Genomic DNA, 14,359 nt, shown 5'->3' with positions numbered 1-14,359 from the left:
GTGGTATAATATAAACATCTTAAATTTGGAGGTATTGCATGAAACTAGTTTGGGGTATCGACAAAGTAATCGCCGAAGACCTCGCGCCTTTTCAAATGCCCGGACATAAGGGCCGAATCGAAAAAGAAATTTACAAGTACGACTTAACAGAAATTGCTGGAACCGATAACTTATCGAATCCAAAGGATATCATCCTAGACACACTACAGCTCATTGCTGACACCTTTGGTGCTTCACATAGCTTTATTAGTGTTAACGGCGCTACGGGTGCTGTTTTGGGAGCTCTCTCTACAGCCTTTAATACAGGCGATGAAATCATCATGATGAGAAACTCTCACATCTCTGTCTATGACGGTGTCTTCCTCTTAGGTCTTGTTCCTAAGTACATCTATCCCGACGAAAATATGCTCGAGAGACTTCAAGAACTCGTGACCGAGAACACCGTAGGTGTCGTTCTTACAACGCCAAGTTTCTACGGTGAAGTCATTGAAGATGACGTGTTCGAATTTCTCGTTGAGAAGGGTGTTACGATCGTCGTAGACGAGAGCCATGGTTCTCACTTAAAGCTCATCGATGAAGAGCTTTCTGCGATGCGTTATGCCGATATCGTCGTTCACTCGTTCCATAAGACACTCCCATCCATGACACAAACGGCTGTCATGCACCTTTGCACAAATAAATTTACAAGAAGCTTTGCACAAAAGAACATGAAGCTTTTCATGAGCACTTCTCCAAACTATGTACTCATGCGAAGTGTAGATATCGCTATGGATATTTACATTAACCAAGGCTATGAACTCATGGAAAACCTCTTAGAGATGTGTGCAAACTTCAAGGAAAAACTCGAAGCAGAAACAGATTTCCACATCGTCTATAAAGACGGAAAACAAGATAAGACAAGACTCTTAATTCGCCACAAGGATAGCGTAGACTACGCTTCGATCGATAGACAACTTCGTGAGATGGGCGTTCAAACAGAGTTCCAAAGCCAACTTGGCTTACTCTTAATGCCGACCATCATGAATACACAAGAAGACTTCGATCGCTTGTTAGATGCCTTAAAGCAGGTTCAAATTTATACAGTGGATCAAGTGTTCTATAAGATCTTCAGACCTGAAAAGGCACTAGAAATTCGCGAAGCTTTCTTACAAGAATCTGTAAGTAAGAGCTACCGTGATGCTATTGGTGGAATCGTAACGGAATATATCATTCCTTATCCACCAGGAAGCCCGATCATTGTCCCCGGAGAGATCATGAGCGAAGAGCTCGCTGACTACTTAGATAACTTTGAAGGCAATATTCTCGGACTTGAGCACGAAGGCTATGTAAATATCCTCGAAGACGAGTCTGAGGAGGCTGAATGAAAACTATTCTAGAGTGGATAAAAGCGATCGTTGGAGCGCTCATTATCCTCTTTGTCCTCAATCTTTTCATTGGGGCAACAAGCGTCGTTAACGTATCGATGGAACCGACACTCCAAGAAGGCGATCTCTTACTCATGCTTAAAGTAGGAGGCATCGGTCGTGGTGATGTCGTAACATTTAATTCGAGTTTAAAGATTACAGAGAGCGATCTTACAAGGATCGATCCCATTAAGAAGCTCTTTGTAAAGGCAGGAGATCCAAAGATTCTCGTAAAGCGAGTCATTGGACTTCCAGGAGACAAGATTTCCATCAAAGATGGTCAAGTCTTTATTAACGACGAACTCTTAGATGAATCGAACTACTATATGGGTGAAACGATCGGTGATATTACGATCGAAAAAATCCCTGAAGGAGAGTACTTCCTGATGGGAGATAATCGTCCGCGAAGTGAAGATAGTCGCTATAGTGAAGTAGGACTCGTAAAGCGTTCCGATATTATCGGAAAAGCGGTTCTACGCTACTGGCCACTAAATAAAATTCGCATCTTCGGAAAGGAGTACAAATGAAGCTACTCATCATTATCGTACAAGATGACGATGTCCATGCACTCACATCGACACTTACGAAGAACAAATTTATGATCACAAAGCTCGCAAGCTCTGGTGGATTCTTAAAGCGAGGAAATACGACGCTCATCATGGGTGTCGAGGATGATCAGGTGGAACAAGTGAAAGCCATCGTCCAAGAGACCTCAAAGAGCCGCATCGAGATGATGCCATCGATTCCAGTCATTGCTCAAGGTGTCATCACAGCGAGCGAGCCACTCGAAGTACGCGTTGGAGGAGCCATCTTCTTCCAACTCGATGTCGAGGCATTCCATAAATTCTAATGCTTCCTTTTGTTTCTCATGAAGCCCAGTATCAAGATATGGTCGCCCTTTTTGAGGGCGACCATTTATCGCATGGATACCTTTTTGTCGGCGAGGAGGGCATCGGAAAAAAGCTCGTCGCAAAAGAACTAGCAAAGCTCATGCTAGGAAATTCGCCCGATCTCATGATATTAGAGGGAGAACCGATTAAGGTTCAAGACATCGAAGCGGTGCAGCAATTTCTCTCTGAAAGGCCCCTCTATGGCGATCAAAAGGTCGTGATCTTTGACGATGCACATCTCATGAACGTACAGAGTCAAAATAAGCTCTTAAAGACGCTAGAAGAAGCGCCTAGCTTTGCTACGCTCTTCTTTATTACACATAATCCCTCAAAGCTCTTAGATACGATCCTTTCTAGAGTTATTACAGTGCACTTTAAGCCCCTAACGACGGGACAAGTGTACGACCTTTTAGAAGATGCTCCAGAGGATCTGAGAATCTTAGCAAGTCGCTTTTCTCAAGGATCCGTCAGAAGAGCAAGGAGAATCCTTGAAGACGAGAGGCTACAGCGCATCGTAAAGCTTCCCAAGGTTCTCTTTGAACAAGTGATCGCAGATGATCTAGGGGAAGTCTTAAAAGAGCTTAAGGATCTCGATGGAAGAGATGAGCATAAGGAGCTTCTAGATTACATGAGCTACTGGCTTAGAGATATCTCATTATTACGAGAAGCACCTGAATCGGACGGTGCACTCTATATCATGTTTAAGGATGCACTGACGGAGCAGGGAAAGTTTATCCGTAGTGATCACTTAGGCCCTTTAGAGCGTGTGATTCAAGAGGCGAGAGAAGCGATAGATAGCAATCTTTCACTCAAAGTCATCATGGCACGCCTCTTTCTACAGCTTCAGGGACTTTTAAAAGAGTAGTCTCCTTTTTCACCTTATGATATAATCTTTCTAAGAAACATAAGGAGAAACAGTTGAAATCAGTCATTCGAGTCCGCTTTCAAAAGGCGGGAAAACTCTATTATTTTGATTCTCTCGAGTTACCAGTTCAATCGGGAGATCATGTGATCGTTGAAACCGTTCGCGGTGTAGAATACGGTGAAGTCATCGGAGAAGCAAGACAGATTGAGGAAGAGGAACTGAAGTTTCCATTAAAGCCTGTCATTCGAATTGCAACACCTGACGATGATTTAAAGCATAAGGAAAACCTCTTAAAAGAAGAGAGCGCATATAAGATCGGCTTAGAGAAGATTAAAGAACACGGTCTCGACATGAGTCTATTAAAGACCGAGTATACCTTTGATACAAAGAAGCTTGTCTTTTACTTCAGTTCAGAAGGTCGAGTAGACTTTAGAGAACTCGTAAAGGACCTCGCTATGATCTTCCATACGAGAATCGAACTCAGGCAGATTGGTGTACGAGATGAAGCTAAGATCATTAGTGGCGTTGCAACATGCGGAAGAGAGCTATGCTGTGCAAGCTGGCTAGGAGAATTCCAACCCGTATCCATTAAGATGGCCAAAGATCAGAACTTAAGCTTGAATCCCACAAAGATTTCAGGCATCTGCGGAAGACTCATGTGCTGCTTAAACTTCGAAGAAGAGGCCTACCTCGATCTAAGAAGGAAGCTTCCTAAGATCGGCAGTGCCGTAAGAGTCGATGGAAAGCCATGTGGTGTCGTCGACTTAAATCTCTTAAGAGACATGGTACTCGTAAAGATGCCAGGAGATGATGATACCTTCGAGAACAAGTGGGTTCCAGGAGCTATCATCCGAGGTGAAGAGTACGAAGAGCCTGTAAAGGCTCATGAAGATGAGGAGTACGAACTTGAGGGTACCTTTATCGAATTTGAAGAGGAAGAGAAGCCCAAGAGAAGACCTCATAGAAACTTTCAACGAAGAAGACCGCGTAAATGACGCGGTCTTTTCTCTTTGTAAGATTTATTTAAGGTTTTCTTAAGCCTTTTGAAAGATGATGGTGTTAGATTTAGAGTGAAAGGAGACGTTATGGACGTTTTAGAAGTGAAAGGATTAAAGAAAAGTCTGGGCGGTAAGCTCATCTTAGATGACATTAGCTTTACTGCACAGGCTGGTGAAGTACTAGGCTTCCTAGGGCCGAACGGCTCTGGAAAGACCACGACAATTCGTTGTATTACAGGACTTATTTACCCGAATTCAGGTACGATTCAGATTGGTGGACATAACATTCAAAAGGATGGAATGAAGGCTCGTTCTCTCCTAGGCTGTGTCGTTGAAAACCCAGAACCCTACCTCTACATGAGTGGTCTTGAAAACCTCAGACAGGTGGCGAGAATTCGTAAGCTTCCTTCGAGTGAAATTGACCGCGTTATTAGAAAAGTGGGTCTCGACGGAAGAATTCGAGATAAGGTTAAGAAGTATTCTTTAGGAATGAAGCAACGCCTTGGTGTTGCGACAGCACTCCTAGGAAATCCTAAGCTTCTTATTCTAGACGAACCCACAAACGGACTTGACCCCGATGGTATGAGAGAATTCCGTGAAATGATCCGTTCCATCGCAGACGACGGAACAACCGTATTCCTATCGTCTCACCTCTTAGCTGAAGTACAGCAAATTTGTGACCGCGTCGTCTTCATTGAAGCAGGTCGTGTCGTCTCTACAGAGACCATGAGTGCTGTAAGAGAAAGCCACACCTACTTTGTTGAACTCAAGCCTTTAGAAGAGTATGGTTCGGTTTTATCGAATATTCCAGGTGTGACGATTCATCGTGTGCATGAGGGCGGCTATGAGATCATGCTCGATGAAATGAGCCGTGTCGATTTCATTCGTACGGTCGTTCAAAAGGGACTACCTCTAGAGGGCTTCCACTTTGTTGAAAAGAACCTCGAGGAACGCTACGTAGAGCTCATGAAGGGAGGTATCCGATGAGTCTATTTCGTAATGAAACGATAAAGCTCTTCTCCCGAAAAAAGAATTTTATTGTCATTTTGCTCTTCCTGTTACTTTGTACACTTGCAACATATGTGACCTATAAAGAATCCGAATGGATCGAACGTCAATACGACAAGCAGACGGCTATCGACATGCTTCATGAGCAAATGATGTCTGAGGAGTACTACTACAAAGAAGCTGGTGCAGATATGACTCCTGCAGAGAAACAAGCTCATGACGAGACGATGAAGACATTGAATGAAAAAATTGAAAAACTAAAGACATTTTCTCAAGAAGAGGTTCGACTTTCCGTCCTCAATGATCACTGGGAACAAGTTGCGTCGTCAATGGACCTTGAGAAATTTCCTGAATATAAAGAAATTTATGAGCACAATAAAGCTCAGAAGATCATTCCAGAGTTTGAAAGAGAATTTTCAAGCGTTGCCTTTTTAAGAACGCTTTGGGCGATGTTTACGGTCTTCTTACTCATCGGTCTTGCACTCTTTGGTGCCGATTTCTTCAGTGGTGAGATGAATCCACCGACCTTTAAACACCTGCTCGTGCAACCCGTTAGCCGTAGGGGAGTCTTCTTCTCCAAGTGGTTTACCTTTACCTTCTGGACCCTTGTCATGATCTTTGGTATTGAAGCACTCTTCTTCTTAGGTATCGGTTTTACGAAGGGCTTTGGAAGCTTAGATGCTCTCGTTCGAGTTGATACAGCCTTTAAGGTCATTAAGCACGCGGATGGCTCTTGGAGCCCGGAACTCATTGCAGGAAGTGGTCGAACGGTGACTCTTTTAAGATACATGCTTGAAACGCTTGGCATTCAAGCTTTAGTCATCACCGCTTGTACATCACTTATCACTTTCTTCTCTGTTCTTGTGAAGAATCCACTCGTAAGCTCGACACTACCTATAGGTATTGCGATCTTCTCAGCTATTTTTGGTAATTTACTGGGATATAAGCCCTTCCAGATCTTTAACTTCCTAAACTACCAGAACCCTTTACAAATCTTAGGACGAGATTTGAATGGATTCGGGTTCTGGGGTGGTGCTAGTGATGGAATTCAAGCGACCTTCCCTCTAGCAGCCATCGTCTTAGTAGGAACCTCCCTTCTCTTTATCGTATTATCGAGCATCATCTTTAAGAGAAGAGATATTTTAAGCTAGTATTTTTAGTATAATGGAGTTATGAAATACTCCGATGAAAACCGAGAAGAACTGAATAACAACCGATTTATCTATCAAAAGAAAACAGGCTTTCGCTTTGGAATCGACAGTGTGCTTTTAGCACACTTTGTCGACTCCAAGGGTAAGGTCTTGGAGCTAGGAAGTGGTACGGGTATCATCAGTATCCTCCTCGCAGACCGAGTAAAGGAACTCGATGCCATCGAGATTCAAGCGGACCAAGCTGAGATGAGTATGCGAACGGTCTCTGACAATGGTCTTTCGAACATTCGGATCCTTGAAGGTGACTTTATGAAGATAGATTCTTTGGTTTCTAAGGAGGATTACGATGCTGTGGTTTCGAATCCTCCTTATTATAAACACACCATTCAAAGTCCTAAGCCAGAGCTAGCGATAAGTCGCCACGAGGTCATGATGAATTTAAGAGGCCTTGTAGAGGCTGCAAGCTTTGCCTTAAAGCCTAAAGGTGTCTTTTATCTCGTATACCATGTGAATCGCATGGATGAGCTCTTTCTAGAACTCGAGCGGCTTAACTTTCGGGTAAAGCGCATTCGTCTTGTCTATCCCAAGAAGACGAGTGAAGCGAACCTCGTACTCGTAAAGGCCGTAAAGGGTGGGGGAAGAGAATTAAGAATTGATCCACCGCTCATCGTCTACGAAGGGGCAAAGTACACCGAGGAGATTGAAAGAATCTACGACGAGGTTCAGATTGAGAGGAACGAATGAGTGTAACGTTTGTAGCAACACCGATAGGGAATTTAAAAGACATCACGATCCGTGCGTTAGAGACGCTTAAAGAAAGCGACATCATCGCCTGTGAAGATACGCGCCATACGAGAAAGCTTCTTAGTCACTACGATATTCACGTTCCCCTTATGGTCTACGACGATCATCACGATGCTTCGGGCTTAGAGAAAATTATAGCTATGCATCAAGAGGGAAAGAACATTGCAGTCGTTAGTGATGCAGGTATGCCCGTTGTGAGTGACCCAGGAGTTCTACTCGTGCGTGAACTTATAAAGCTCGACATTCCTTTTTCCGTCCTTCCTGGGCCTTCAGCCTTTGTGAATGCCTGGGTGCTTTCTGGAATCGAATCCTCGAGCTTCACTTTTTTTGGATTCCTGCCTAGAAGAAAAAAAGAACGATTAGAGACTTTAGAAGAGCTAAAGAATAAAAAGGAAGCCCTCATCTTCTACGAAGCCGTGCATCGCATCGATAAAACCGTAGAAGATATCCTTTCCGTCTTTGGTAACCGAATGGTTTCTCTTTCTAGAGAACTCACAAAGCTCTACGAAGAGACGATTCGAACTGACCTAGAGGGCTTAAAAGAACTCTTAAGGGAGCGTGAGCTCAAGGGTGAACTCGTACTCGTCGTAGAGGGATGCCAGGAAGAAGAACAAAAGAACCTAGAAGATCGCATCGAAGAGGTCTTACAAGCTGGGTATTCTAAAAGTGATGCAGCGAAGCTCATTGCTAAGGAATATGGGCTCGCAAAAAACGAAGTGTATCAGCTTCTCGTGAACGATAAATGACACAATTCGCTGATAACTTTAGCTTGAGGTGAAAGCGATGAAAGAAAAAATTTTATTTGCAGAAGATGATGAACGCTACCGCTTCATGGTAGGAAACTTTTTAGATAAAAATGGTTATGATGTGACGTTTGCGTCAAATGGCGAAGAAGCCATCGATCTCTTCTTTGAAAACCCGCACTTCGATCTCGTGCTCCTAGACATCATGATGCCTGTGATGACGGGGTTAGAGGCGGCTAAGATCATCCGTGAAAAGAGCGATGTTCCGATCATCTTTCTCACGGCCTTAGGGGATGAAAATAGTGAGATTGAAGGACTTCGTATCGGTGCAGACGACTACATCACAAAGCCCTTTAGCTATCCCGTCTTTCAGTCGAGAATAGCAGCAAACTTGAGAAGAAAAAGGCTCACCGAAGAACAAGTCTTAAAGCAAGGTGACCTCATGGTAAATATCGATAAGCGCACCGTTTCCATTGCAGGAAAAGAAGTCGATTTGACTCCAAACGAGTATCAACTACTCGTCTACTTTATGAAAAACGAAGGCGTTGCTCTAAGTCGCGATCAGATTATCGATAGCGTTTGGGGCATGGCCTTTGAGGGTGACGGAAGAAACGTCGATACACACGTCAAACGCCTTCGCTCTAAACTTGGAGATTATGGCGCTATGATTAAAACCATCTACGGTTACGGTTATCGCTGGGAAGCCGTATCATGAAGTGGCACTCCATTCAGACGAAAATCTTTTTAACCTTCTTAGCGGTCATTTTACTGATCATTTCCTTGACCGTTCTTTTGAATGCCTCTCTTTTTAAGTCCTACTCTTTAGCGACCGATAAAAAGCTCATGCTCGAATACTTTGAAGAGATTAAGGAGCGAGTCGACAAGGGAGAACTTACAGAGACCTTCCTCGTAGAAAAGAGTGAGGAGACGGGTATTCAAGCGACTCTTCACGATTATCCAGAGCTTCGAACGATCGCGACGAGTGCTAGAGGGACTCGAATGAGTACCCACATGCGAAATATCACGTATAATCACGATCAGCTCGGCTTTATCGAACGCGATAACAACCGAGGAGGTACGCTCATCTACGTCGACCTCATTTCAGACAAGCTGATCGTTTCCATGTACAAGCCCTTTGCCTTAACGGATCGTAATGTTCGGGTGAGTAACCACTTCTTAGTACTCGTGGGCTTAGGTTTAGGTTTACTCGGAGCCATCGTCCTATACTTCCTTGTCACACGAACCGTTCGACCGATTCTTTACCTTCAAAAGCAGACAAAGCGCATGGCAGAGCTCGACTTTTCCGATCGTTTTAAAGCCAAGGGATTCGACGAGATCAGTGAACTTGGTCGAAATGTCAACGCTATTAGCGATAAGCTTTCGACGACCATTGATACGCTTCAAAGTGATCTCAGTAAGCTCACCGAGATCGATAAAGTGCGTAAGGAATTTATGGCGACCGTTTCGCATGAATTTAAAACGCCTCTTGGCATCATTAAGGGATACACCGAGAGTCTTAAGTACAACCTCGTAGATCCTAAAGATGAAGAGACGTATTACGAAACGATTATTGAAGAAACCGACCGCATGGCAGAGCTCGTTCAAGATTTAATCCTCGTCATGCAGCGTGAACTCGGACAACTCAAGCTTAAGCTCGATCAAGTGAAGCTTTTAGAACTCGTTCACTTCTGTGTCGTTCGTTTTCAAAAGATTGATCCTAAGCGAAGCTTTGAAGTCGAGGGAGTCGATGTAACGGTTGAAGGGGACGAGCGTGCCCTTACACAAGTTTTAGATAACTACCTCATTAATGCCGAGGTCCACGGATACGAAGATACACCCATCGTCGTTCGCTTAGAAGACCGAGGTGAAAGTGCCTACGTGTCGGTATTAAACGAAGGACCTAGAATTCCAGAGGATCAAAAAGAAAACATCTGGAAGAGCTTCTCGAAGCTCGATAAGTCGAGAACGAGAAGAAAAGGGAGTGGATTGGGTCTCGCCATTAACCGAGGGATCATCGATGCTCACGGCGGAGAAATTGGCTTTTTAAACCGCGAAAACGGCGTCGAATTCTACTTCACGATACCTAAGGTTCAACCTAAAATTGAGGAAACAGAGAGTAAAGGATCGCCCCAATGAGACTAGATGCACCCATCAGTGCGAGTGGGGAGATCTTTTTCTTTAGGCGAAGGACTAAGAAGCATAGGAGGAAGAGTCCAAGTCCTATGGGATTAAAGGAGACAGGGGATCCAGGTGTGATGTCTTCTAAGATCGTAAAGGTCATGAGGCTTACTGCGACGGAACTAATCATGGCGCTTACGGCCGGATGGAGACCGATGAGTAAGGATTGGATGCTCTTTACGTTATTGTACTTGTAATAGAGATAAGCAAGTGCCAGTACGATAATGACAGAGGGAAGGACCGTACCCAGAGTTGCTATGAGGGCTCCCTTAAATCCTGCAACTTGTAGACCTACGAAGGTTGCGGAGTTAATGGCTATTGGACCAGGTGTCATCCAGCTGATCGTAATGAGGTCTGTAAAGTCTGCCATCGTAAGCCAGTTGTTGTAATCGATCACTTGACGTTCGATGATAGGCATCGATGCATAACCGCCACCGATCGAGAACAGTCCTACTTGAAAAAAGGCCCAAAATAATTTAAGTAGTAGCATTGTGGTCTCGATTCTTATAAGCTTTATACTCATAGCGAAGGAGTGCGATGACAGCACAGCCTAAAAGGACTAAAACAGGGTTTAGTTTTAAGAGCAAGATGAGTGCAAAGCTAAAGCACATGATGAGAATGTTGAAGTAATCCTTTCCTTGCCAGAGCTGATGGAAGAGGGCGATGGCAACATCTAAAAGGATTGCAGCAACGGCAGCCTGCGTGCCTCGAAGGGCAACTCTTAGGATGACGTTCGTTTTAAAAGCTGTATAGAAAAAGCTGATACCGGTGATGACGAGTAGCGGTGGAAGAACCGCTCCGACGACACTTACGAGGGCTCCCTTGAAGCCCTTTAGGCGGTAGCCTACAATGAGAGAAGCGTTAATTGCTACCGCTCCTGGAGCGCTCTGGCTAATCGCCGTCATATTCATCATCTCGCGGCTTGTCAGGAGTTTTTTGTTCTCCACGAGTTCCTTTTGTAGGAGGGAGATGATTACATAGCCTCCTCCAAAGGTCAAAAGGGAGAGTTTAAACATCAACCAGAATAAGTAAAAGTAGCTTGCAGGAGTCGTTTTTTCATCCATCGGATCACCTTCTTTCGAGGCCTAAGGACCCATGATATAATGGGAACAGGAGAGAATTATGGAACAGTTTATTACAACCATAGAGGAGCTTTTACATGCTCCCATCATAGGTAACATCGACCTATATACGATTTTTAGCAGTATCTTACGATACGTCTTTGTCTTTATTGTACTCTATTTCATCTATCTCATTGTACGCATGATCTATCTCGATCTACAGCAGACGATGCTCGTACCGAGTGAGGGAGATGCGATCTTACTCATCATTCACAGAAAGGATCAGATGCTCTTTGGACTTCGTCGAGAGTACCTTTTAAGTGATAATGAATCGATCGGAAGAAGTGGTGTCAATACGATTGCGCTTCCTTCCGGTTACCTTTCAAAGAAACATGCGCATCTCTTTGAAGAGGATGGGAATTGGTATATCAATGATTTAGATAGCCAAAATGGGACCTTTGTAAACGGAAAACGCGTCACAAGTCCAACCGTTATTCATGATAAGGATATCATAAGCTTTGCTGGATTAGAAACGCTTTTCCTCTTGGAGCAATCGAATGAGTAGAATTATTACCGAGAGACGACTCGAAAGAAAGCGTACTCGGTACAATCTGAGCGCGAACTGGTTGCTCTTTTGGTTTCAGATCTTAGGGCTCTTTCTCGTGTTGAATTACGACCCGAAGAGCTTTAACATGAGGAGCTTGACCTTTGCTATCGCTCTCATCGTGCTGAGTCACCTTTCAAACTTTTTAATTAAGCGCTTCACTTTAGGTGAGCCTTACTTTATCTTGATCACGAACATGCTCTTTTCGATCGGAATCCTCATGATCTACAGGCTTCGTCCTGAACTCGGTGAAAAGCAGCTGATGTTTTATGCACTCGGCATCGTGTGCTTCTTTTTGAGCTACTTTGTGCTTAAACTTTCAGTCCATTTTTGGAAGCACATGACCTGGTTTTTCTACCTTGCGACCATTGCTCTCATCGTCGTTACGATTCTCTTTGGTAGAAATCTTCGAGGAGCCACAAACTGGATCGTCATCGCTGGCATTCAGTTTCAACCGGGAGAGTTTTCGAAACTCACCTATGCCTTTTTCTTAGCGTCCTATTATACCAACATGGATAAGATGAAAGGTTGGTTTGCCTCGTACTTACCGATGATCTTGACCTATGCGTTAATGGGACTCTTTGTAAAGCAAACGGAACTTGGAACGGCGGCTGTGATCTTTGCAGCCTTTGTCTGCACGCAGCTTTGCTTCGATCGAAAGAGGATCCCTGTCGTATTAAATATCCTATTTGCCTGCGTAGGACTCTTTCTAGCTTATAAGCTCTTTCGCCACGTACGCGTGCGCTTTGACATCTGGCTCAATCCTTGGGAAGACGCAGCAGGAAAGGGTTATCAGATTGTTCAGAGCCTCTTTAGCGTCTCGGCTGGAGGTCTCTTTGGCCGTGGACTCGGCTTAGGAAACCCTCAGACCATACCTTTTAGCTACTCGGATTTTCTCTTTTCAGCCCTCATTGAAGAGATGGGAATCTTCATGGGAATAGGCGTCCTACTCCTTTATCTCATCCTCTTCTACCGCGGTCTTAAGGTGAGCCTCAACCAACCCGATCGCTTCTACCGCATCCTTTCATTAACGGTCTCTATGATCTTTGTGATGCAGGCTTTTGTCGTGATCGGAGGCGTCTTAAAGGTCATTCCCTTGACGGGTATGACACTGCCTTTCATGGCGCACGGTGGTTCGAGCCTTTTGACGAGCTTCTTACTTCTCGGGGTGCTTCAATTTACCTCAGAGCCGGTGCTCGAAAAGGAGGAGAAAAATGAAGCGAACCAATAAAAGACGCATCATCGCACTCCTCATTGGAGTCGTTCTGCTCTTCATATCTTTAAGTTTCTACCTCGTCTACTTTCAGATGAGTATGGCTGAGGATCTAAAAAAGAATCCGAACAATACGCGCTTTCTCGTAAACGAAGGAGAGATCAGGCGTGGGTCTATCTACGACGTCAATGGAACGGTCCTTGCAGATACAAAGCTCGTAGAAAAGAACTATGTGAGAAGCTACTACTACCCTTATAGCTACGCTCACATCATTGGATACTCTTCAGAGCGCTTTGGTAAGACCGGTCTCGAATCGGCCTTTACGAAAAATCTCCTAGGCGTATCGGAAAGTGGTCTCTTTAGCGAGCTCAAAAAAGCACTACGCGATAAAGATGTCGGTAACGACATGTATCTTACAATAGAAAATGAGCTACAGACCTACGGCTTTGAGCTACTTAAAAACCATAAGGGTGCGATTATCGTTTCAAATGCAAAGACCGGAGCGATCCTCGCGATGACCGATAGGCCTGCCTTTAACCCAAACCAACTAAAAGAAAGCTGGTCTCAGCTTGTAGACGACGAAAATGCACCGCTCATTAACCGTGCAACTCAAGGACTCTACGTACCAGGGTCTGTCATGAAGGTTTTGACCTCGATCGCGATACTAGAAAAAGGAATTGACCTTTCTTATAACGATACGGGTGTAGAAAAGATCGGCGGATACCAATTTGGTAACTACGACGCTAGAAGTTACGGTGAAGTCGGTTTAACCGAAGCCTTAAAGTACAGTATCAATACGTACTTTGGTAAAAAAGGCGTAGAGGCAGGAGCAGCGAAACTTAAAGAAGTCAGTGAACGCTTTCTCTTTAATAAGAGCATTCCCTTTGACCTACCTGTTTCTAAGAGCAAGGTATCGTTTGATGAGGGGATGGAAAAGAGCGAACTCGCAGCCAGTTCCTTCGGTCAAGGAAAGACAGTCGTCACACCGCTTCAGATTCACCTCATCTCTCAAGCGATCGCAAACGACGGCGTGCTCTTAAAGCCCTATTTAGTGAGCGAATGGCACGGTCCAGGAGGAAATATTCTCTCGGTGACACAGCCTGAAGTTCTAGGGACAGCCGTGGAACCTCGGATACTTGATCCTCTCTTAAAGGGACTAAAGGAGACGGCTTCAGTAAACGGCCTAAAGAGCTCGAAGTCGATTCAATTCTTCGGAAAGACCGGTACGGCACAAAATGAAGGAGCGAAAGATCACGCGTGGTTTACAGGTTTTGTCACACGTGGTGAAGAGTCCTATGTCGTAACCGTAATCCTTGAAAATGAAGGAAAAGCGGCTTCAAAGAGTGCAGCACCTCTAGCAAAGAAGGTGTTTCAGAAGCTCCTTGAGATTCGAAAAGAATAGCATATAGTATTGACAAAACCTTTTAGGCAAGCTATCCTC

Annotated in this window: 16 protein-coding genes; 14 read left to right on the top strand and 2 right to left on the bottom strand. The window is 44.4% G+C overall.

Annotated features, from left to right (window positions below; translation table 11 throughout):
• The first annotated feature begins 38 nt into the window (after positions 1-38).
• The 11 genes from ACUB3H_RS03400 (at position 39) to ACUB3H_RS03350 (ending at position 9,998) form a co-directional block, all read left to right on the top strand.
• Entirely contained in the window at positions 39-1,364 is a 1,326-nt protein-coding gene (locus ACUB3H_RS03400) for an aminotransferase class I/II-fold pyridoxal phosphate-dependent enzyme (RefSeq protein WP_459129249.1), read from the top strand.
• A complete protein-coding gene (gene lepB, locus ACUB3H_RS03395) occupies positions 1,361-1,930 on the top strand; it encodes a signal peptidase I (RefSeq protein WP_459129248.1) in 570 nt (189 codons plus the stop codon). Before ACUB3H_RS03400 ends, lepB begins: the two co-directional genes overlap by 4 nt.
• Complete coding sequence (locus ACUB3H_RS03390) at positions 1,927-2,253, top strand: cyclic-di-AMP receptor (RefSeq protein WP_459129247.1); 327 nt, start codon at positions 1,927-1,929, stop codon at positions 2,251-2,253. The genes lepB and ACUB3H_RS03390 overlap by 4 nt, the downstream gene beginning before the upstream one ends.
• Positions 2,253-3,158: a DNA polymerase III subunit gene (locus ACUB3H_RS03385; RefSeq protein ID WP_459129246.1), complete on the top strand. Its 906-nt coding sequence runs from the start codon at positions 2,253-2,255 to the stop codon at positions 3,156-3,158. The genes ACUB3H_RS03390 and ACUB3H_RS03385 overlap by 1 nt, the downstream gene beginning before the upstream one ends.
• A gap of 53 nt (positions 3,159-3,211) precedes the next feature.
• Positions 3,212-4,153 (top strand): PSP1 domain-containing protein, encoded by a 942-nt coding sequence (locus tag ACUB3H_RS03380; protein WP_459129245.1) that lies wholly within the window; start codon positions 3,212-3,214, stop codon positions 4,151-4,153.
• A 90-nt stretch (positions 4,154-4,243) separates the two neighbouring features.
• On the top strand, positions 4,244-5,143 hold the full coding sequence (locus ACUB3H_RS03375) for an ABC transporter ATP-binding protein (protein ID WP_459129244.1): 900 nt from the start codon (positions 4,244-4,246) through the stop codon (positions 5,141-5,143).
• Entirely contained in the window at positions 5,140-6,315 is a 1,176-nt protein-coding gene (locus ACUB3H_RS03370; protein ID WP_459129243.1) for an ABC transporter permease subunit, read from the top strand. Before ACUB3H_RS03375 ends, ACUB3H_RS03370 begins: the two co-directional genes overlap by 4 nt.
• A 21-nt stretch (positions 6,316-6,336) precedes the next feature.
• Positions 6,337-7,059, top strand: a complete 723-nt coding sequence (locus ACUB3H_RS03365) for a tRNA1(Val) (adenine(37)-N6)-methyltransferase (RefSeq protein WP_459129242.1) — start codon at positions 6,337-6,339, stop codon at positions 7,057-7,059.
• Complete coding sequence (gene rsmI, locus ACUB3H_RS03360) at positions 7,056-7,865, top strand: 16S rRNA (cytidine(1402)-2'-O)-methyltransferase (RefSeq protein ID WP_459129241.1); 810 nt, start codon at positions 7,056-7,058, stop codon at positions 7,863-7,865. The genes ACUB3H_RS03365 and rsmI overlap by 4 nt, the downstream gene beginning before the upstream one ends.
• A 37-nt stretch (positions 7,866-7,902) precedes the next feature.
• Positions 7,903-8,577 carry a response regulator transcription factor gene (locus ACUB3H_RS03355; protein ID WP_459129240.1) on the top strand — a complete coding sequence of 225 codons (675 nt, stop codon included), beginning with the start codon at positions 7,903-7,905 and terminating at the stop codon, positions 8,575-8,577.
• Positions 8,574-9,998 (top strand): sensor histidine kinase, encoded by a 1,425-nt coding sequence (locus tag ACUB3H_RS03350; RefSeq protein WP_459129239.1) that lies wholly within the window; start codon positions 8,574-8,576, stop codon positions 9,996-9,998. The genes ACUB3H_RS03355 and ACUB3H_RS03350 overlap by 4 nt, the downstream gene beginning before the upstream one ends.
• Here the strand turns inward: ACUB3H_RS03350 and ACUB3H_RS03345 are convergent.
• Both ACUB3H_RS03345 and ACUB3H_RS03340 read right to left on the bottom strand, forming a co-directional pair.
• The gene (locus ACUB3H_RS03345) at positions 9,958-10,530 is read right to left on the bottom strand and encodes a chromate transporter (RefSeq protein ID WP_459129238.1); all 573 of its coding nucleotides are present in this window, start codon (positions 10,528-10,530) and stop codon (positions 9,958-9,960) included. The two genes, ACUB3H_RS03350 and ACUB3H_RS03345, sit on opposite strands and share 41 nt — an antisense overlap.
• Positions 10,517-11,104, bottom strand: coding sequence for a chromate transporter (locus ACUB3H_RS03340; protein WP_459129237.1), 588 nt, complete (start codon positions 11,102-11,104; stop codon positions 10,517-10,519). Before ACUB3H_RS03340 ends, ACUB3H_RS03345 begins: the two co-directional genes overlap by 14 nt.
• A gap of 58 nt (positions 11,105-11,162) precedes the next feature.
• Here ACUB3H_RS03340 and ACUB3H_RS03335 point away from each other — a divergent pair, with 58 nt between their 5' ends.
• Genes ACUB3H_RS03335 through ACUB3H_RS03325 form a run of 3 tightly spaced genes read left to right on the top strand, consistent with a single transcriptional unit; the run spans position 11,163 to position 14,320 of the window.
• Positions 11,163-11,666, top strand: a complete 504-nt coding sequence (locus ACUB3H_RS03335) for an FHA domain-containing protein (protein WP_459129236.1) — start codon at positions 11,163-11,165, stop codon at positions 11,664-11,666.
• The gene (locus ACUB3H_RS03330; RefSeq protein WP_459129235.1) at positions 11,659-12,936 is read left to right on the top strand and encodes an FtsW/RodA/SpoVE family cell cycle protein; all 1,278 of its coding nucleotides are present in this window, start codon (positions 11,659-11,661) and stop codon (positions 12,934-12,936) included. The genes ACUB3H_RS03335 and ACUB3H_RS03330 overlap by 8 nt, the downstream gene beginning before the upstream one ends.
• Positions 12,920-14,320: a peptidoglycan D,D-transpeptidase FtsI family protein gene (locus tag ACUB3H_RS03325; protein ID WP_459129234.1), complete on the top strand. Its 1,401-nt coding sequence runs from the start codon at positions 12,920-12,922 to the stop codon at positions 14,318-14,320. The genes ACUB3H_RS03330 and ACUB3H_RS03325 overlap by 17 nt, the downstream gene beginning before the upstream one ends.
• The last annotated feature ends 39 nt before the right edge of the window (positions 14,321-14,359 follow it).

This window comes from Guggenheimella bovis (assembly GCF_054492335.1).
This window is presented reverse-complemented; position numbering and strand designations above follow the sequence as displayed.

What these genes read in the sequence shown, in the direction of transcription:
- ACUB3H_RS03400 (WP_459129249.1), top strand. Translation starts at nt 39, where the DNA reads ATGAAACTAGTTTGGGGTATCGACAAAGTAATCGCCGAAGACCTCGCG.
- lepB (WP_459129248.1), top strand. Translation starts at nt 1,361, where the DNA reads ATGAAAACTATTCTAGAGTGGATAAAAGCGATCGTTGGAGCGCTCATT.
- ACUB3H_RS03390 (WP_459129247.1), top strand. Translation starts at nt 1,927, where the DNA reads ATGAAGCTACTCATCATTATCGTACAAGATGACGATGTCCATGCACTC.
- ACUB3H_RS03385 (WP_459129246.1), top strand. Translation starts at nt 2,253, where the DNA reads ATGCTTCCTTTTGTTTCTCATGAAGCCCAGTATCAAGATATGGTCGCC.
- ACUB3H_RS03375 (WP_459129244.1), top strand. Translation starts at nt 4,244, where the DNA reads ATGGACGTTTTAGAAGTGAAAGGATTAAAGAAAAGTCTGGGCGGTAAG.
- ACUB3H_RS03370 (WP_459129243.1), top strand. Translation starts at nt 5,140, where the DNA reads ATGAGTCTATTTCGTAATGAAACGATAAAGCTCTTCTCCCGAAAAAAG.
- ACUB3H_RS03365 (WP_459129242.1), top strand. Translation starts at nt 6,337, where the DNA reads ATGAAATACTCCGATGAAAACCGAGAAGAACTGAATAACAACCGATTT.
- rsmI (WP_459129241.1), top strand. Translation starts at nt 7,056, where the DNA reads ATGAGTGTAACGTTTGTAGCAACACCGATAGGGAATTTAAAAGACATC.
- ACUB3H_RS03355 (WP_459129240.1), top strand. Translation starts at nt 7,903, where the DNA reads ATGAAAGAAAAAATTTTATTTGCAGAAGATGATGAACGCTACCGCTTC.
- ACUB3H_RS03350 (WP_459129239.1), top strand. Translation starts at nt 8,574, where the DNA reads ATGAAGTGGCACTCCATTCAGACGAAAATCTTTTTAACCTTCTTAGCG.
- ACUB3H_RS03345 (WP_459129238.1), bottom strand. Translation starts at nt 10,530, where the DNA reads ATGCTACTACTTAAATTATTTTGGGCCTTTTTTCAAGTAGGACTGTTC.
- ACUB3H_RS03340 (WP_459129237.1), bottom strand. Translation starts at nt 11,104, where the DNA reads ATGGATGAAAAAACGACTCCTGCAAGCTACTTTTACTTATTCTGGTTG.
- ACUB3H_RS03335 (WP_459129236.1), top strand. Translation starts at nt 11,163, where the DNA reads ATGGAACAGTTTATTACAACCATAGAGGAGCTTTTACATGCTCCCATC.
- ACUB3H_RS03330 (WP_459129235.1), top strand. Translation starts at nt 11,659, where the DNA reads ATGAGTAGAATTATTACCGAGAGACGACTCGAAAGAAAGCGTACTCGG.
- ACUB3H_RS03325 (WP_459129234.1), top strand. Translation starts at nt 12,920, where the DNA reads ATGAAGCGAACCAATAAAAGACGCATCATCGCACTCCTCATTGGAGTC.